The organism is Acidovorax sp. ACV01 (assembly GCF_014851495.1).
GTDB lineage: Bacteria > Pseudomonadota > Gammaproteobacteria > Burkholderiales > Burkholderiaceae_C > Acidovorax > Acidovorax radicis.
Map to the genome: position 1 here is coordinate 297,136 of NZ_JACUZT010000003.1, position 18,165 is coordinate 315,300.

Sequence of the window (18,165 nt, forward strand, 5' to 3'; positions counted from 1 at the left end):
CAGCCCGCTCCCCCCCAAAAAAAGCCCCGCTTGTCGGGGCCTTTTTTATTGTCGGACCACACCAGTATGGAAAAAAGCAGCCCCTGGAGGGAGCCACATTTCAGGTCACAAATGATGGGGAAGAGCGGCGCTACCCCTGCCCGAACATCAGGGCCGTTCGCGGTCGGCCACGCGGGTGTTCAGCGCCGCAGGCACATAGCGGGGAAGGAACGCACACCCCTTGCCGAAATGCGCCTCGAAGGCCGGGCACTGCGCTGCGATGCCCTCGGGCGTGGGCTTCACACCTCCGTCCACCCATCGCAGCAAGGCGGTCATCAGCGTCGGGTAGGTGGGGTCGCTCAGGTAACTGTGGGTGTGGTGCTGGGTGAAGGTCTGCACCAGGCGCGCGGCGCTGCCACCTTGCTCCATGGTGGCCTTGAAGGCCGCGTCCAGCTCGACAAAGGCCGTGGGGTCGTCCACACCTTTCACGGTGAGCACCGGCACGGGGGTGCGACCACTGAGGTCCGTGTCCTGCGCAAACCGCGCCACGGCGGCGGGGTCCGCGCGGTAGCGCAGCACGGCGGCATTCAAGGCCGCATCGTCGGGTGAGCCCTTGTACTGCACGCCCTGGTTGCCAAACGGGCTCGCACCCCCGGTGCGGTGCTGCACCACGTCGCGGTAGTGGAACGTGGCCCAGTTCATGTGACCCTGGATGGAGCCGGCGGGGATGCGGATCACGTCGACAAGGGTCTTGAGTTTGCGCTGCTGCTCGGGCGTGCGCTCTGCAGCGGGTTTGTTCAGCGCCAGACATTCGTTCACGCGCGCCGCCAGATCCGCCTGCGTCATGGCCGCATCGCGCGGCAGGCCGATGTTGAGCGGGTACGCCGCATCGGTGGGCCGGGGGTGGTTGTTGCACAGGTATTGGTAGACCACGCGCAGATCGGTGCGGAAATCGTACGAACGCGTGCCGCCTGCCACCACGCCGCTGGTGAGCAGCACAGCGTCGTAAGGGCGTTTGCCGCTAGTCGCCGTGACCTGGAACATCTCGGCCCCCTTGGCCGCCACGCTGGCGCCCCACGACTGGCCGTGCAGGATGGTGCGCTGCGGCTGGGCCACCTGCTGCACAAAAATCTGCCGCAGGCGCTCGGTGTCTTCGGCCGCCGCGCGCACCTCCACGCCGCCCTGGCGGAAGGTGCTGCCCGCCCAGGCATAGCCCGCGCGGACCATGATGGACCAGCGCTCCAGGTCCTCCACCGCGCGCTCTATCCTGGGCGCGCCCAGCGCCGGGCCGCCGTGGGCGTGCAGCACCAGGTGGCCGTTCCATTGCTGCGGCATGGCAATCAGGTAATACGCCCCTGCGGAATCCTTGCCCGACAGGCAGCGGGCGATGGGCGCCAAGTCCTTGGGGCATGGCGTGGCGGCGGGTGCGGCCTCTGCCACCGCCTGGGGTTGGGTGGCAACCGGCGCGCAGGCAGCCAAAACAGCAGCCGCCAGGGCGGCCGGCGCGGCCCCGGTCCAGCGGGGCCAGGCGCGAAGCAGCGGAAAAGCAGCCATGGGGAAAGTCTCCGTTGAATGATGGTTGTGGTGGGTAGCTGCTGCGCATCGTAGAAACGGAGTTCCGATACGTCAAATAGGTCCATCCACCATCTTTGATACGATTTACGTATGAGATCACTACTTACACCATCGCACCGCTGACATGGACATCCGCCAGCTCCGCTACTTTCTCGCTGTTGCAGACGCCGGGCACATGACGCGCGCCGCCGAGCAACTGGGCATGGCCCAGCCACCGCTGAGCCAGCAGATCAAGCTGCTTGAAAACACGGTGGGCATGGCTTTGTTCAAGCGCCATGCCAAGGGCGTAACACTGACCGAAGCGGGCCGCGCACTACAAGCTGACGCCACGCGCCTGGTGCACGACTTCGATGCGCTGCAAAGCCGCATGCAGTTGCTGGCCGAGGGCAAAACCGGGCGGCTGGCGATTGCGTTCACCAGTTCCGCCGCGGCCCATGAGTTCACGCCGTTTGCGCTGCGTGAGTGCCGCGCGCGCCACCCGGGCCTGGTGCTGGAGATTGGCGAGAACAACGCGGCCGAGATCACCGAGGCCGTCGCCGATGGACGCCTGCACTGTGGCCTGCTGCGCGTGCCCGTGGCGCGGCCTGCGGGCCTGGCGTTCGACACGCTGCAGCACGAGCCCGCCATGGTGGCGCTGCCCATCGACCACCCGCTGGCACAACGCCAGCGGCGCGGCAAGCCGCTGCCCATTCAGATCGCCGACCTGGAGGGCGAGCCCATGATCCTGGTGCGCCGCCCGGGCGCACCGGGCCTGTATGCCAACCTGCTGGCGCTGTGTTTCGAGCAGGGCGTGCGCCCCCGTGTGGTGGCCGAAGTGGCACGCATGCTAACCAACCTCAACCTCGTGGCTGCGGGCACCGGCATTTCCGTGGTGCCGTCGTCCATGCTGGGCGTGCACCGGCATGCGATTGCCTACCGCCCGCTGGTGGATGGCGGGCGGCTGGATGTGCCGCTCACCCTGGTCTACCGTGCGGACGACAACATGGGCCCCACGGCCACCTTCACCGCCTTGCTGCGCACGCTGGCGGGCGAACAACATCCGGCGGTGGCCACAGAGCCTCCAAAGAAAAGGGCTGCCCGGTAGCCCACCAGACAGCCCTTCCGTGCGTCGGACCGACCCCATCAGGGGCAGAACCGATCACCTCGCCGCGCTTCAGTTGTTGCCCAGCGCAATCCCCTCACGGCGTGGATCGGCACCACCTGCATAGGTCCCGGCGCCGGGGTTGCGCGCCAGCAGGCCCGCATTGCCGTTGGACCGCAGGCCATTGAACACCGCACCATGCAGGCCGCTGGTGAAGGTGTCGGTCTGCGCCACGGTGTGGCCGCGGGCCTTGAGGCCGTCGCGGAGGGCGGCGGTGTCGATGACCGAGCCCTTTTCGATGGACGTGGTGGCATTGGTCTGCGCACCGAAGTTGGGCAGGTTGATGGCCTGCTGCACGTTCAGGCCCCAGTCCGTCATGCCCAGGATGGTCTTGGCGGTGTACTGGATGATGGCGCTGCCGCCGGGCGAGCCGACCACGCCTTCGAGGTCACCCGTGGTGGCGTTGAAGACGATGGTGGGCGCCATGGAGCTGCGCGGGCGCTTGCCCGGCTGCACGCTGTTGGCAATGGGGTTGCCCGCCGCGTCGGTGGCCGTGAACGAGAAGTCGGTGAGCTGGTTGTTCAGCAAGAAGCCGCGCACCATCTGCAGGCTGCCAAAGCCGTTCTCGATGGTGGTCGTCATGGACACCGCGTTGCCCGCGTTGTCGATGATGGACAGGTGCGTGGTCGATGGCAGGGCCAGCGAGTTGTCCTGCCCCTTGGCGCCGCTCACCCCCGGTGGCGTGCCGGCCACGGGCACGCCGATGCTCTTTTGCAGGCTGATGAGCTTGGCACGCTCCTTGAGGTAGTCGGCGTTGATCAGGCCCGCCTGGGGCACGCTCACAAAGTCGGGGTCGGCCACGTACAGGGCGCGGTCCGCATAGGCCAGGCGGTAGGCCTCGGACACCACATGCACCGAATCGAGCGTGTTGGGCTTCATGGCCGCCAGGTCAAAGCCCTGCAGCAACCCCAGTGTCTGCAGCACGGCAATGCCGCCCGAGCTGGGCGCGGGCATGCCACACACGCGGTACAACACGCGGTACACGCCACACACGGGCTCGCGCACCTTGTGGGTGTAGCCGCTCAGGTCATCGAGCGCCAGCTTGCCGGGGTTGGTGGGGTGGCTGGCCACCTTGGCCACGATGTCCTTGGCAATGTCGCCCTGGTAGAACGCGTTGGCGCCGCCAGCCGCAATGGCCTTGAGCGTGGCTGCCAGCTCCGGGTTCTTGAGCAGCGTGCCTGCTGCCTTGGCCGTGCCATCGGCGTTGAGAAAGTAGCTGGCGCCGGGCTCGCCCTGTGCCTTGATGCGTGCGGCCGAGCCTGCGATCGACACACTCATGCGCGGCGAAATCGCAAAACCTTCTTCACTGAGCTGGATCGCGGGCTCGAACAGGTCCTTCCATGGCAGCTTGCCGTGCGCCTTGTGGGCGGCTTCGAGCATGCGCAACACACCCGGCGTACCGACCGACAGGCCACCATCCACCGCCGCCAGGAAGGCCAGCGGCTTGCCATCGGCACCGATGAACAGGTTGGGCGTAGCGGCCTTGGGTGCGGTCTCGCGGCCATCGTAGGCCAACAGTTTGTTCGCGCCCTTGTCGTAATGCAGCATGAAGGCTCCGCCCCCTATGCCCGACGACTGCGGCTCCACCAGGTTCAGCACCATCTGCACCGCAATGGCGGCATCCGTGGCGGTGCCACCCTTGGCCAGGATGTCCACGCCCGCCTTCACCGCCAATGGGTTGGCCGCAGCCACCATGTCTTTGTTGGCGTAGCTGATGGCTTTGGGGGTGTAGCCTGAGGGCGGCTCGGGCGGCACGTACTGCTCGGTGGGTTCGGGTGTGGCCACCGGGGTCGTGGGGCCGTCATTGCCACCACAGGCGGCAAGCACGGCCAGTGCGGCGATGCTCAGGCCCGTGGCAAAAGGGTTGCGTCGAAAGACAGAAGGCGCCATGAATGAAATCCTTGGAAGAACGGGAGGAACAAAGCGGGCCCTGGCAGCGGGCCACGGTGGGCGGACTTGCCTGCACCACGATGGATGCAGGGCCCAGGATCTACGGCAATAGAACCGCAGATTCCGTGCCAGAAACACCTGTTCAGTATGTGGCACGGGTCCCGGAATCATTTTGCTTTTATGCCCCGATTAGCGCCAAATATGAGAAACGATTTTTCATATTTGCCGTGAAACAGAATCTGGATTCCATTGACCGCCAACTGCTGGCGATGCTGCAGCAAAATGCCGAGACACCGCTGGCCGAGCTGGCCGAGGCCGTGCACCTGTCCAACACACCCTGCTGGCGGCGCGTTCAGTGGCTGCGCGAGAAGGGCTACATCACCCGCCACGTCGCCCTGGTGGACCCGCGCAAGGTGAATGTGGGTGTGACGGTGTTCGTGGCGGTCAAGACCAGCCAGCACCACCAGCAATGGTTCGAGACCCTGCGGGATACCGTGATGGGGATTCCCGAGATCGTCGAGTTCTACCGCATGAGCGGGGACGTGGACTACCTGCTGCGCGTGGTGGTGCCCGACATCCGTGCCTACGACGCGGTCTACAAGCGGCTCACGCAGGCCGTGGCGCTGTCGGACGTGAGTTCGAGTTTTGCGATGGAGGAAATCAAGTTCACCACCGCGCTGCCACTGAACTACGCGCAGTAGCGGCCCTTGAGGAACCTTCTGCGCCCTGGCCTGTGGCATGGGTGCCGGTTGGCCCGGGGACAAGGCAGGCCCAGGTCACCCCGGGCTGCCTTTCAGGCGTACGGATCAGTATTTGCCCATGTAGTCGCGCTTGCCCAGTTCCACGCCGTTGTGGCGCGCAATGGCGTAGGTCGCGTTCACGTGGAAGAAAAACTGCGGCAGGCCGTAGTGCAGCAGGTAGTGTTCGCCCACAAACTGCTTCTCGCGCGGCGTGCCGGGCTGGATGGTGATCTGGCGCGTGGCGGCATCGGCAAACGCCGCCTCTGGCAGGCCTTCGACAAACGCCAGCACGGCGTCGAGGCGTTCATTCAGGTCGGCAAAACCGGGGCGCTCGGCGTCGGGGAAGGACGGCACCTCCACCCCGGCCAGGCGTGCGGCCACGCCTTTGGCGAAGTCGCAGGCAATCAGCACCTGGCGGGCCAGCGGAAACATGTCGGGGAACAGCCGCGCCTGCAGCAAAGCGTCCGGCTCGATCTTGCGCGCCGTGGCGTGGGCCTCGGTCTTGGCCAGCACGTCTTTCAGGGAACCCAGCATCTGGCGGAAGACAGGGATGCTGGCGTTGTAGATGGGGTGGGTCATGGGGGGTCCTTATGGTGTTGGGGGGCTGCACACTGCAGGCCATTCAAAGGCCCCAGCGCAGTCGACAGCGATTGCAACACAAGCCACATCCATGCGCTGACCCGCGCCCAGAACCCCTGGCGCACCGGGCCCATTGATCGATGACCCACCGACGATCCACCAACGGGGGACCGCTTCGCCCCTCCCGATCAGGCAGCGGTTGCCAGGGGCCGAGCGGCCCGTGCTGCCACACCCACTCCCACCAGCGCCGCCGACACCACACTCAGCGCGAGCGTGAAGGCCGAGCCGTAGAAGATGCCCGAGGTCATGCCCTGGTCCAGCATGGCGCCAAAGACCGGGGCGGCCAGGCAAAAGCCCAGGTCCAGCCCCGAATACACCGTGCCATACACCCGGCCCGTGGCGCCAGGGGGCGCCGCGCGCTTGATCAGCATGTCACGCGAGGGGCCGGCCAGGCCCGTGCCCAGCCCCGCCACTGAAGCCACGGCCACCGCCGCCATGCCGGGCAGGAAGCCCATGGCCACCACCACCAGCAGCGCGGCCGAGCCCAGCAGGCACACCGAGATGATCTTCTCCAGCCGCTGCACACGCCCCACCAGAAAGCCACCGATCAGCATGCCCGCCGCGCCGCACAGCATGTAGCCGGTGACGACCATGGCGGTGACGCTGAGCGGCAGCCCGTACATGGACTGCAGCGCCGGACTGGCAAAACTCTGGATGGCGCTCAGCGCGCAGGTGCTCCAGAAGAAGAACGAGAAACACAGCCACACCGAGGGCAGCTTGAGGAAGGCCATGGGGTGCTCGGGCTTGGCCGCCCCGGCCCCGCCCTTGGCCTGGTGCGCCCAGGCGCCCTGACGGTCATCCAGCGCATCGCGGTTCCAGACCATGATGGCCAGCACCGCAAGGGCGAACAGGGCGCCGCACAGGCAGGCCGTGCGCCACGACCCCGTGGCCGTGGCGATGCCCGCCATGAACACCGGTGCCGTGGCCCAGCCCAGGTTGCCGCTGATGCCGTGCACCGAAAAGCCATGCCCCAGGCGCTGCGGCGACACGCGTTTGTTCAAGATGGTGAAGTCCACCGGGTGGAAGGGCGCATTGCCCAAGCCCGCCAGGGCCGCTGCCAGCAAGAGCCCCGGGTAGCCCTGCGCGGTGCCCGCAGCCAGGCCTGCCGCCGCAAAACTCGACAGCGCAAAAAACATCACCGGCCGCGCACCCACGCGGTCCACCAAAAAGCCCGACAGCGCCTGGCCCACGCCCGAGATCACAAAAAACACCGACACCAGCAGGCCCAGCTCGGAGTAGCTGAAGCCAAACTCGCCGATCAGCCACGGGAACAGCGGCGGCAGGAGCATGTGGAAAAAGTGCGAGCTGCCATGGGCCAGGCCAATGAGGCCGATGGTGCGGGCATCCTGCCGCAGGGGGACAGGGTTGGTGGCAGTGCCGGAGGAGGAAGGGGTCATGGGCCTGATCTTAGGCAGGGAGGCTTCGGCAGGTTTACGATAGTCGGCCAAGTTCTATCGCAAACATGCCAAACCTGCCCGCCACGCCTCCCGCGCCCTTCGCGCCCCCCGAACCGGGGGTGGAGCACTTTGCCGCCCAGGTCGTGCCACGTGCCCGGCGCGGGCTGTCGTACGTCGGTTCGCTCACACCCGAGCTGTTTGTGCCCACCGCCGCCCGCCCGGTGCGCGCCAAGCTGCGCTGGCTGGCCGCCGACACCCAGGTGATGCCCCACAGCCACCCCTGGGCGCAAGTGGCGATCTCGACCACGGGGGTGATCCGGCTCACGGTGAGCCATGGCACCTACATCGTGCCGCCCTCGCGCGCGCTGTGGATTCCGCCCGGGGTGGAACATGCCGTGACGATGGTGGAGGATGCCGACCTGCGCACGCTGTACTTCCACCAGCCACGCGGCCAGTGCGGGCCAGGCGCCCTGGGCAGTGGCAACCCCCGCCAGCGCAGCGATGACGAAACCGCCGCCTGGCGCCAGTGCCGCGTGCTGGAGGTGTCCGACCTGCTGCGCTCGCTGGTGCGCGAGATGCCCACCACTCCTGACGGCGGCCCGCCCCCCACAGCCGCCGAACTGCTGCGCGAGCAGCACCTGAGCGCCCTGGTGCGCGACGAACTGGCCCGCGCCGCCGCCGTGAAGCTGGGCGTGGACCTGCCTCAGGACAAGCGCCTGCGCCATCTGTGCGAAGCCGTGCTGGCCGACCCCACGCGCCACGAAACCCTGGCCGACTGGGCGCGGGACACCGGCGCCAGCCCCCGCACCGTGGCGCGGCTGTTCCGCTCCGAACTGGGCAGCACCTTCACCCAGTGGCGCCAACAGGTGATCCTGGCCAAGGCCGTGTCGCTGGCCGCCGGGCGCATGCCCATGGGCCAGATCGCCGCCGAACTGGGCTACAGCCCCAGCGCCTTCAGCGCCATGGTGCGCAAGTCAGTGGGGCAGCCGCCGGGGCGGTTTCTGGGGCAGCAGCAGCCAGTGCCTGCGCACTAGGGCGAGCGCCACCACAGGGATGCCGACGCACAGTGGACGTGGACAGCAGGTCCCAGTGCTTTCCTGTCACATCTGCGCCCCGCTTGCGCCCCGTCTGTGCAGCCGCCCCGCCGGCGCACGCCGCGCAGCGGTGCGGGGCCGCCGCGTGAAATGGCCAGACCGGGCGTGCGCCTGACAGTCGATCAGCGCCCTGTCCTGGATCGTTAGTCCTGCCCGCCTACGTTCGAAATCTTCCGTGGCCGTCACAGTGGGCAATCTCCCTACAAAGGTTTGAACACCATGACAAAACACATTCGCAACCAGGTGGCAGCCTTTTTCCTGCTGCTCCCCGCCGCCACCGCCCTGATGGTCGTTCCGGGTACGGTCATGGCGCAGCCCGCCGCCCCTGAATTGCGATCACTGCAGGTGGTCACAGACGACGGTCTGCGGGCCGGCGCAGATCTGCAGTTCACGGTAGAAGGCACACCGCGGGGCCGGGTCCAACTCCATGTTGCCGGTGTGCCTCGGGCCATCGTGCTGCAGGAAACCGAACGGGGCGTGTACACGGGCAGCTACACCGTCCGCCGCCAGGACCGGCTCCATGAAGGCAGCGCCGTGCGCGCCACGCTGAAGGTGCGCAACCGCACCATCACCAGCAACTACTCGCTTCCGGCCGACGTTGGTGGCCGGAACGTGGTGGCGACACCGCCACCTGGCCTGAAGATCGACCGTTTCTCGGTTGCCCCCATCGACAAGATGGAACCCGGCGCCGAATTGCGCTTTACGCTGAACGGCGCCCCAGGAGGCAGGGCTGATTTCGACATTCCCGGTGTCATCGACAACGTGCCGATGCGCGAGGTATCGCCGGGCGTGTATGAGGGTGCGTACACCATCCGCCGCATGGACAACCTGGCACCGTCGCGCCCCACGGTCGCCACGTTGCGTGTCGGGGACCGCACGGTCTCCTCGACCCTGACCCAGCCCCTGATCGCCGATGCCAAACCGCCGGTGATCCGCCATGTGTCGCCGCGCGACGGGGAGACAATCCCGCGCAGTGCAGCCACCTCGGTGTCCGGGACGTTTGATGACGTCGGTGGTGTGGGTGTGGACCCCAAGAGCGTTCGCATCGTGATCGCGGGACGCGATGTCACGTCCACCTCGCAGATCACACCGCAGTTTTTCACCTACCGCGCGGACCTACCCACCGGCCGGTATCCGGTGGAAGTGACCGCCCGGGACCTGGTGGGCAACGGCATGCGCCAGAACTGGACCTTCAACGTCGCTTCGCAAGCGAACGCCGCGCCTACCACCGTGCAGCTGCAGGTGAGCAGCCATGCCAACCATGCCACGGTCGACAGGGGCGCCGTTGTCATACGCGGCCGCACCGTGCCTAGCGCGGTGGTGGATGTGAAGGTGAATGCGGTAGGCACCCTCGTCGGCGTGTTTGGCCTGAACCAGGAATTGCTGTCGCAGCGTGTACAGGCCGATGGCAACGGTGACTTCTCGTTCAGCTTCTCCTCGCAGGTACCGCTGCCCGGCACCCGCTACGAAGTGACGATGACCGCCGAACGGGGCGGCATGGTGGCGACAGAGACCCAGCTGGTGCTGTTCCAAAAATAAGCCGCTGCCGGCACCCCAGCGGTGACAGGAAATCGCCACCCAAAAAATGGAACCTTGTGGTCCATTTTTGATAGAAATGACCTTCTCCGCCTAACCACAAAGCGCTTTCAGCTATTATTTTTGTAGCGTTTTGAAATCCTGGTGACTGTCCCCAGCACAAGCCGGAGGTAATGTGCGAAACGGAGTCTGCGCGGTGAAAGGAACACCCGCTGCAGCGTGCACCTCATCCAACCTCCCAGCGCCCCATGAACACCACCCCACCCCGCCGCGACGACATCCACAGCTACGAGCCCCGCCTGGGCCACGGCCTGCCGCACGACCCGTTCAACGCCATCGTGGGGCCGCGCCCCATCGGCTGGATCTCCACGCAAAGCGCGGCGGGCGCCACCAACCTGGCACCCTACAGCTTTTTCAACGCCTTCAACTACGTGCCGCCCATCGTGGGCTTTGCCAGCATTGGCTACAAGGACACGGTGCGCAACGTGGAGGCCACGGGCGAATTTGTGTGGAACCTGGCCACGCGCGACCTGGCCGAGGTGATGAACCAGAGCTGCGCCGCCGTGCCGCCCGAGGTGAGCGAGTTCGAGCTGACGGGCCTCAGCACCCGGCCCTCCACCCGCGTGCGCCCGCCGCGCGTGGCCGAAAGCCCCGTCACCTTTGAATGCCGCAGCACGCAGATCCTGCGGCTGCAAGGCGTGGACGGGGAGAAGGTGGACACCTGGCTGGTGCTGGGCGAAGTGGTGGCCGTGCACATCGACCGGGCACTGCTCAATGACGGCGTGTACGACACAGCGAACGCGGGCCACATCCTGCGCGGTGGCGGCCCAGCCGATTACTTCACCGTGGGGCCGGAGCAGCTGTTCAAGATGGTCCGGCCGCGCTAGGGACCACAGCGCTCAGGCTGCAGCGTTGTTCTGGACCAGGTCCATCGCAAACCGGCCATGGCCCACGGACCAGTCGGAATAGTCGTTCTCGTGCATGAAGATGAACACATCGGCCGGCGCCACGCCCGCCATGGCCAACAGGTTGCGCGCGATGGCAGCATAGAGGGCCCGCTTCATCGCATCGCTGCGCCCACGCCGCAGCGTGATCTCGACCACCACCACGCGGTCGGACCGGGCCACGCCGTTGAAGGTGGGGCTGCAGGCAAATTCACCGGGAGCGTAGCCGGCCACCAGGTTGAACAGCTCGTCCGGCGGCATGCCGATGCCGTCCACCAGCGCCTGGTGGATGCCTTGCACGATGGCCTCGCGCGTGGCGGCGGGGGTGTCCTGCGGAACGTTGGTGCGGATAAAGGGCATGGTTTTCTCCTATGTTCATTTGAATCAAATATGACATTCAGGCCAGCGGTTGCCAGTTTTCAAACAATTCAAGCCGCTGGCGCTTAAAAGTCCATCTATTTTTGCTATCAATTTCACGATTGAAAAGCGATGATTTGGCTGGATTTATGTGCCCTAAAATCACATAGATGAGCCACCATCTCCCCCCACTGAGTGCCCTGCGCGCGTTCGAGGCTGCTGCCCGGCTGGGCCGCATGACAGCGGCGGCGGACGAGCTGTCGGTCACACCCGGCGCCATCAGCCGCCAGGTGCGGCAGCTGGAGCAGCACCTGGGCGTGGCCCTGTTTGATGGCAGCAAGGCCCGCCCCACCCTCACCCCGGCGGCGCATGTGCTGCAGCCGGTGCTGACCAATGCGTTTGCCCACATCGCCGACGCCGTGCGCGAAGTCAGCGATTCCAGCCGAGGGCCGCTGGACGTGGCCTGCTTCAGCACCTTCACCGTCAAATGGCTGATCCCCCGGCTGTTCGACTTCCAGGCCCGGCACCCGGGCATCGAGGTGCGCCTGCGCACGACCGACGCAGGCACCGATGCCAAACACCCACACGGCGATCTGGTCATCACCGCCGAAGAGGCCACCGGGGCGCGGGATGCCAGCAGGGAGCAACGGCTCTTTGCCGAACACCTGGGCCCCGTGCTCAGCCCCGAACTGGCGCAGCGGGTGGCGCTGCAGCAACCCGCCGACCTGGCGGACCCGGCCCTGGCCCCCCTGCGCCTGCACACCCGCACGCGGCGCAACGCCTGGGCCATGTGGGGGGCAGCGGCGGGCGCTGCCGTGCCCGTGCCCACACCTTCGCAGCCGGGGCCGGAGTTCGAGCACTACTACTTCACGCTGGAGGCCGCTGTGCGCGGGCTGGGCATTGCCGTGGCCCCGTGGCATCTGGTGGTGGACGACGTGTTGGCGGGGCGGCTGGTGGCACCGCTGGGGTTTGTGGCCTCGGGGTATGACTACGTGGTGCGCCGCCGCGCCAGCGGCCCCCTGCCCCGGCTCGATGTGTTCTGCGCCTGGCTGCAGGCGCAGGCTGCGGCAACACCGGCACCGCCTGGTCCGCAACAGCTGGATTGATGCCCCGTTGCCTTAAAAACCCGGCACCGCTGAGCCCGTCGCAGCACTGCTTAGCACGATGACGATCAGAGGTTACGACATCAGCGACTTGCTCATGTAGACGGTGACGCCACCCATGAAAGACTCCTCGCGATCCACCACAAACCCCTGTCGAAGGTACAGATCAACATTCGACTCGAACAGCTTGTTTGTAAAAAGCCGAAGACCTTTGAGTCGCAGCCCCAACGCCGTGTTCTGCGCGTGATCCATCAGGATGCGGGCACAGCCACGGCCCTGAAAAGACGGTGCGACCGCAACGTTTTCAATGAGCAACCACTCTGGCTCCGGGATCATCTCAATCAGCGCGGCAAAACTGCCGTCCACCTCCAGCAGATCGACCAAGTGCTCTCTGATGGCCGATTCGTAGTTGGCCTTCATGGGAAGCGGCTCGCGCCCGATCACCGGAATCCACTTCGCATAAGCGGCGCGAGTCAGCGATCTCACGGCCATCGCGTCCTTCTCTGCCGCTCGCCTGAATTGGAAGTTCATGGCGCAAAGCTACCGCAACAGCGGTGCGCACAGGCCAGCGGCCGGTTCGCGCGCCCACTGTTCGGTCCAGGCCCACACCTGCTGCACACCGTCCGCGCCCGCCCCACCGGCCACGAGGCGCTGCAGGCCGTGGTCTGCGCCGTCGATGCGCCGCGCGCAATAGGGCACGGTGCGCACAGCGGCCATTTCCGCAAAACGCTCGTAGGCGGGGGCGGGCACCAGCGCGTCGTCGCTGCCCCACACCTGCACCAACGGCCAGGGGCTTTGCACCAGCGGCAGGGTCAACGGCCAGTTCCACAGGTCGCGCCAGTAGCCCAGGCTGCGGCCCTGCGCCACGGCGCTGTCGGGACGGCGTCCAGCCACCACGCGGCCCAGCTCCTCCCAGTCTGCTTGCGCCTCCAGGCGCTGTGCCTGCAGGGCGCCGGCCTCCTGCGGGTCCAGCCCGCTGGAGGCCAGCACCACCAGGCCGGCAAGTTGCGGCACCTCGGGCGCCAGGGCGGGCAACAGCTCGGCCCCTTCGGAAATACCCACCAGCAGCTGCGGCAGCGCGGGCGCGCCTTCACGTTCGCGCTGCTGCGCATCCGCTACCAGGGCCGCGCGGGCGTGGGCCAGCCAGGTGGAGAGACGGTCCTGCTGCACAAAGTCGCGTGCGCAGTCAGCGGGCGCCGTGCGCGCCTGGGGGTCCACACCGGGCTTGTGCAGCACCAGCACCTGGGCGTGCAGCAGGCCGGCAAAGTAGCGGTCCGCAATCGGCCCCATGCCCGCGCAGCCGGAGCCGGGGATGACGATCACACGGTAACGCAGCGGTGCGGTGCGTTCGCTGCGCGCGAGGGCCTGGAGCGTGGCGCCATCGGCGCCTGGCAGCGGCCGCAGTGCGAAGGTCTCCGACGGGGGTGGGGCCTGCGCGGGCGCCTGCGGTGTCTCTGCGGAAGCTTCGGGCCCGTACACATTCACCAGCGATCCGGACACGGCCGCCGCATAGAACGGAGGGGGCGATGCGGCGCAGCCACCAAGCACACAGGCAACGGCCGTGGCCACGAAAAAGGCCAGCACAGGGCTGACCAGGGGCCGCAAAGGTGCGGCAGAAGCAGAAAGGTGTTTTACGTTGAGCACAGGCCACAGTCTGGCATGACTGCGACCACGCCGGGCGCTGCACCTGCTACTGGTGCGCCGCCCAGCGCGAGATACCGAGCAAGAGGCTGCCGCCTCCGGCGATCAGCACCGAGCGGCAGCGCATCAGGGGGTTGCCCCCTGCTACTTCAAGATGAGGACTTGCTCAGGCTGCTGGGGCTGCGGCATGGGCATGGGCTGGCCGCCCTGCTGGTACACCGGTGCAGGGCGCACGCCGCGCGCCAGGTTCGCGTCGGTGTAGCCCAGCTGCATGGCCATCTGCTGGTACACGTCCTGCGCCAGCGACAGCGAGGTCTCGCGGATCACCTTGGCACGGTTGGGCGGGGCGATGTCGCCACGGATCGACAGGATCTTGGTGTCGTTGCCTTCGCCCTGGGCGGAGAACGCAGCCTTGATCTCGTAGGTCTTGGTGTTGATCAGCGAGAAATCGGCCAGGAGCTGCAGGCCATACTGGCGTGTGGCGCTGGTGGTGCCCTGCAGCGGTGAGAGCGCGTCGGTGAAGTCGATGCTGGAGACCACGCCGAACAGCACGTAGTCGGCGCCGTTGAACTCGCCCTTCTTGATGCGGCTGATCACGTCGTTGACCTGGGGCTGCACCTGGGGCGTGGCCATCTTGCCGGTCTGCACCTGATTGAGTATCTGCTCGGCCTTGCTGTTTTGCGGCTTGCCAGCGTCAAAACCCTTGCCCTGGATCAGGCGGAAGTAGGTGCCCTGCAGGATGGCGCCCTTGATGTCGTTGGTGTAGCCGCCGAGCTCGCGCTGCTCGATGTAGCTGTAGCGCCCGGCCACGTAGGTGCCGCTGGCCTGCTCGGACGCCTGCATGTGCTGGCTGCCCGAGTGCGAGCCCGAGCCGCCGTAGGGGCCGTGGCTGTAGCCGCCACTGTGGCTGCCGCCCGCGCTCATCTGGCTGCTGCGCTGGTAGGTGCCGGCCAGGAAGTACTCGGACACGCGCTGGGCGTAGGCCAGGTCGGTCACGGCGATCTTGGGCGCCGCGCCGGGCTGCTGCGCCAGGGCGGTACCGCCCCAGGCCATGGTGGTGGCGGCGATCACGGCCAGGGCCGTGTGCAAAGTGGTTCTGCGTTGCATGGTGTGCTCCTTGTGAGCTAACGGAAAGTCTTGAATCAATCGACCGGCGCGAGCAGTGCTCATGCCGGTAAAAACTGGCGCGAACCAGGCGCGGGACGCCGAGCAAGGGCCGCCCCGCAGCGATGGCGTCGTCCCCCTTCCCGCGCGCAGCGCGAGAGAAAGGGGGAAGCGGCGCAGCCGCTCAGGGGGTTACCTCTTACTCGTCTTGCGGATTTCCTTCTCGTCCTGCCATTCGATCGTGCCTTCTTGCACATCAAACAGCTTGAGCGTGAACTTGTAGTACACGTCCTTGGTGTTGTTGTTCTGCTTGACGATGCTGGTGAGCTCGCCTTCCATGGTGTATTTGGCTGCCGTCATCTGGCCGACCTTGGCGGTGGTGCCCTGCTTGTACAGGCCGCTCTGGTTCTGGCGCTGCAGCTCGTCCACGCCCTGCTGCATTTCGTTGATGGAGCGCACAAAACGCACCTTGCCCGACTTGACCAGCGCGGTCTGGATCGAGCTCATCACGTTGGTGGTATCGATGTACTCGCTGGTCTTGTTCTTCACGGTGGAGATCGTCACCGTGGGGCGGCCCTGGAAGATGCCGGTTTCCAGCAGGCCGCCGGTCATCTTCTCGGCAATCATCTGCAGGTCGGTGGAGCCGAACTCGTTGGTCACCAGCTCGACGGCCTTGGCATCGCCGTAGTTGACCTGGCGGTCAAAACGCACGGTGGGCGAAGACAGGTTCTGGCAGGCCGACAGGGCCAGCGTGCCGGCCGCGAAGGCCAGGATCAGCGCGCTGCGCTGGATGGTGTGCTTGGTCATGGTTTTCAACTCCTCACTCAACAATATTGCGATGGGGCAGCGCGGGTTCAGCGCGGCTCCACATTCATTTCAAGGCGCAGGTCAACCGCCGCGGCAGTGGGCGCCACGCTCTTGACGGTCTGCTGGCCCAGGCCCAGCACGCTCATCTGCTTCCACGACTCGCCATCGCCCACCTGGTTGCCGACGTTGTCCAGCCACTTGAAGCGGTAGAACACGGTGCGGTCGGTGCGGCCCATGTTGGCCATGTCGGCCTGCACCACCAGGATGTCGTTCTTGCGCACGATGCGCATCTCGCGCACGGCGATGCTGTTGGCTTCGCCGCGCAAGGCGACCTTGGAGGCCACGGCCAGCGGGGTGGCTGGGTCGTGCAGCTGGGCACTGGCACTGGTGGCCAGGGTCATCGTGAGGGCCGCGCACACAAGGGCGGGTGCAGCAGCAAGGGCAAAACGGGTTCTCATGCCAGAGGCTCCTTGAAAATGGGACATATGCGGGTTCAGTTCTTGGCAGGCGCCGCAGGGGTGGTCGCCGTGGACTTGACCGCCGACTGGGGCACCGCGCGGGTGCGGTTGTTGTTGGAGGTGCGCGTCGGGGCGGCGGGTGTTGCTGCCGCCGGGGCCGCTTGTGCGGCAGCCACGGTGGGCAGCTGGCCCAGCATGGCCACGTCGCCGGTCAGCACACTGTTGTCATACATGCGCAGGGGCACCAGGGCGTACTGGCCGTCGATCTTGATCGGCTGGGGCAGTTGGCGGCCATTGACGCTCACCACGTGCTCGCCCGGTGGCAAGTAGCCACGGGCCACGTACACACGGCCGGGCAGCATGCGCCACATGCGATCGTCCGCCTGCTCGGTGGCCACCGAGGCCGCCGCACCGATGATGCCGCCAATCAGGCCGCCACGCTTTTGCAGTTCGTTCTGCAGCACGCCCTTGGCCACGGCACGGGTGAAGCCACGCAGCACCATGCCGGGCATTTCGTCCTTGAGCGCACGGCGCGCCATCACGTTCACGTCCACCACCTTTTCAAGCTTGAGGTCGGTACCGGCGGCGGAGATGGTGGTCAGCAGGGCGTCCTTGGAAGGCTCGATCACCGGATAGGAGATGCTGGCCGTGACCAGGCCCCGGCCCGTAGGCACGGGGATGGTGAAGGCCTTGGGTTTGCGCGCTGGAGCATCACCGGCTTCGACGATGAAGAGCACATCGGTCATGCGCTGGCGGCGCTTCCAGGTAAAGCCGGTGCGGTTGTCCAGGCCGCGCAGGCCTTCTTCGAGCACACCGGTTTCGGGCTTGAGTTCGATGGCCTTGCGGTAGCCGGGCGCAGCCAGGCCAGGCTCGTTGAGCATTTCGTACAGGAAGCCGGCCAGATAGTGGGAGAGGGCGTTCTGGTAGCCGTTCTTGAGGGCCAGCACTTCGGGGTCGTTGAGCGTCTCTACGGGGTAGCCGTTGAGTTCCTTGCCCCCCGAGGTGGCACCCTTGGACTTGGCTTCTTCTTCCGCCGCCAGGGTTTCCTTCGAACGGAACTCGGCAATGATGGCTTCACGCTCGTGGGTGCGCTTGATGTCCACGCGGGCATTTTCGAAATCCCCCACGGCCATGCGGTTGAGCGCCAGGCGTGTGGTCACCCACACTTTTTCATAGTCCTGGCCTTCATAGACCTTCAGGCGTTCGCTGATCAGCGCAGCGCCCACGGTGCCCATGAGCTTGCTGGGGTTGGTCTTGGCAGTCTCTTCCCATTCCTTGACCTTGATGTCAGCCAGCAGGAAAGCGTTGGTGCTGTCGGGGTAGCGGCGGTCCATGCGCAGCAATTCGCCGCGTTCCATGTTGTAGAGCAGCGCGGTTTTTTCTTCCTCGCTCTTGGCCGTGCTTTCGAGCTGGGCAATGGCGGCGGGAATGCCGCCGCTGCGGCCAGCGTTTTGCATGTCGGTCGCCAGCTTGTCATGGCTCTGCATGGTGGCGCAGCCGGTCAGGGCGGCGCTCAGGGCCAGCACCCACAGAAGGCGTGGGCGGAAACGGGATGGGTGGGCGGTCATGAATGCTCCTTGCAGATCGGTCGGTTGTGCACCAGAAAACCCCGGCCATGTCCACGCGCAAGACGGCACCGCGCTGCGGGCACACCGGTCATGGTGGTGCGCCGCAGAAGCCGGTGTGGCCTGCAGGATGGGAAGTCCGGACAAGGAAGGTGCTGGCGGCCGGTGCGCCCCCTCCCGGCGCGTTCACGTGCT

Annotated in this window: 17 protein-coding genes; 6 read left to right on the forward strand and 11 right to left on the reverse strand. The window is 66.4% G+C overall.

Annotated elements, in window-relative coordinates; all coding sequences use genetic code 11:
* Window positions 1-147: 147 nt before the first annotated feature.
* Window positions 148-1,533 (reverse strand): hypothetical protein, encoded by a 1,386-nt coding sequence (locus IB243_RS10060; RefSeq protein ID WP_192426716.1) that lies wholly within the window; start codon window positions 1,531-1,533, stop codon window positions 148-150.
* A gap of 145 nt (window positions 1,534-1,678) precedes the next feature.
* Between IB243_RS10060 and IB243_RS10065 the strand changes: the two genes are divergently transcribed.
* Window positions 1,679-2,638 (forward strand): LysR family transcriptional regulator, encoded by a 960-nt coding sequence (locus IB243_RS10065; protein ID WP_192426718.1) that lies wholly within the window; start codon window positions 1,679-1,681, stop codon window positions 2,636-2,638.
* Window positions 2,639-2,707: 69 nt separating this feature from the next.
* On the opposite strand, the gene ggt is transcribed toward IB243_RS10065, so the two are convergent.
* Window positions 2,708-4,585, reverse strand: coding sequence for a gamma-glutamyltransferase (gene ggt, locus IB243_RS10070; protein WP_192426720.1), 1,878 nt, complete (start codon window positions 4,583-4,585; stop codon window positions 2,708-2,710).
* Window positions 4,586-4,824: 239 nt separating this feature from the next.
* Here ggt and IB243_RS10075 point away from each other — a divergent pair, with 239 nt between their 5' ends.
* Complete coding sequence (locus IB243_RS10075) at window positions 4,825-5,286, forward strand: Lrp/AsnC family transcriptional regulator (protein ID WP_192427399.1); 462 nt, start codon at window positions 4,825-4,827, stop codon at window positions 5,284-5,286.
* Between the two features lie 105 nt (window positions 5,287-5,391).
* Here the strand turns inward: IB243_RS10075 and IB243_RS10080 are convergent, their stop codons facing one another.
* Window positions 5,392-5,904, reverse strand: coding sequence for a DUF1993 family protein (locus IB243_RS10080; protein ID WP_010465138.1), 513 nt, complete (start codon window positions 5,902-5,904; stop codon window positions 5,392-5,394).
* 188 nt (window positions 5,905-6,092) lie between these two features.
* A complete protein-coding gene (locus IB243_RS10085) occupies window positions 6,093-7,361 on the reverse strand; it encodes an MFS transporter (protein WP_192426721.1) in 1,269 nt (422 codons plus the stop codon).
* A gap of 65 nt (window positions 7,362-7,426) precedes the next feature.
* On the opposite strand from IB243_RS10085, the gene IB243_RS10090 reads away from it, so the two are divergent.
* From IB243_RS10090 to IB243_RS10100, 3 genes are all read left to right on the forward strand, one after another.
* Entirely contained in the window at window positions 7,427-8,395 is a 969-nt protein-coding gene (locus tag IB243_RS10090; RefSeq protein WP_192426723.1) for a helix-turn-helix domain-containing protein, read from the forward strand.
* Window positions 8,396-8,674: 279 nt separating this feature from the next.
* Window positions 8,675-9,994, forward strand: a complete 1,320-nt coding sequence (locus IB243_RS10095) for a hypothetical protein (protein ID WP_192426725.1) — start codon at window positions 8,675-8,677, stop codon at window positions 9,992-9,994.
* A gap of 245 nt (window positions 9,995-10,239) precedes the next feature.
* Window positions 10,240-10,878: a flavin reductase family protein gene (locus IB243_RS10100; protein ID WP_192426728.1), complete on the forward strand. Its 639-nt coding sequence runs from the start codon at window positions 10,240-10,242 to the stop codon at window positions 10,876-10,878.
* Window positions 10,879-10,890: 12 nt separating this feature from the next.
* Here the strand turns inward: IB243_RS10100 and IB243_RS10105 are convergent, their stop codons facing one another.
* Window positions 10,891-11,295, reverse strand: coding sequence for a tautomerase family protein (locus IB243_RS10105; RefSeq protein WP_192426730.1), 405 nt, complete (start codon window positions 11,293-11,295; stop codon window positions 10,891-10,893).
* 167 nt (window positions 11,296-11,462) lie between these two features.
* Between IB243_RS10105 and IB243_RS10110 the strand changes: the two genes are divergently transcribed.
* Window positions 11,463-12,398, forward strand: coding sequence for a LysR substrate-binding domain-containing protein (locus IB243_RS10110; RefSeq protein ID WP_192426732.1), 936 nt, complete (start codon window positions 11,463-11,465; stop codon window positions 12,396-12,398).
* 72 nt (window positions 12,399-12,470) lie between these two features.
* Here the strand turns inward: IB243_RS10110 and IB243_RS10115 are convergent, their stop codons facing one another.
* The 6 genes from IB243_RS10115 to IB243_RS10140 form a co-directional block, all read right to left on the reverse strand.
* On the reverse strand, window positions 12,471-12,926 hold the full coding sequence (locus IB243_RS10115) for a GNAT family N-acetyltransferase (RefSeq protein WP_225584877.1): 456 nt from the start codon (window positions 12,924-12,926) through the stop codon (window positions 12,471-12,473).
* Between the two features lie 9 nt (window positions 12,927-12,935).
* On the reverse strand, window positions 12,936-13,979 hold the full coding sequence (locus IB243_RS10120) for an alpha/beta hydrolase (RefSeq protein WP_370540332.1): 1,044 nt from the start codon (window positions 13,977-13,979) through the stop codon (window positions 12,936-12,938).
* A gap of 201 nt (window positions 13,980-14,180) precedes the next feature.
* Window positions 14,181-15,143: a hypothetical protein gene (locus tag IB243_RS10125; protein ID WP_010465120.1), complete on the reverse strand. Its 963-nt coding sequence runs from the start codon at window positions 15,141-15,143 to the stop codon at window positions 14,181-14,183.
* A 189-nt stretch (window positions 15,144-15,332) separates the two neighbouring features.
* Window positions 15,333-15,947 (reverse strand): penicillin-binding protein activator LpoB, encoded by a 615-nt coding sequence (gene lpoB / locus IB243_RS10130; protein WP_225584878.1) that lies wholly within the window; start codon window positions 15,945-15,947, stop codon window positions 15,333-15,335.
* Between the two features lie 47 nt (window positions 15,948-15,994).
* Window positions 15,995-16,405 (reverse strand): YcfL family protein, encoded by a 411-nt coding sequence (locus tag IB243_RS10135; RefSeq protein WP_010465116.1) that lies wholly within the window; start codon window positions 16,403-16,405, stop codon window positions 15,995-15,997.
* A 35-nt stretch (window positions 16,406-16,440) separates the two neighbouring features.
* Window positions 16,441-17,973: a COG3014 family protein gene (locus IB243_RS10140; protein WP_010465115.1), complete on the reverse strand. Its 1,533-nt coding sequence runs from the start codon at window positions 17,971-17,973 to the stop codon at window positions 16,441-16,443.
* Window positions 17,974-18,165: the final 192 nt, after the last annotated feature.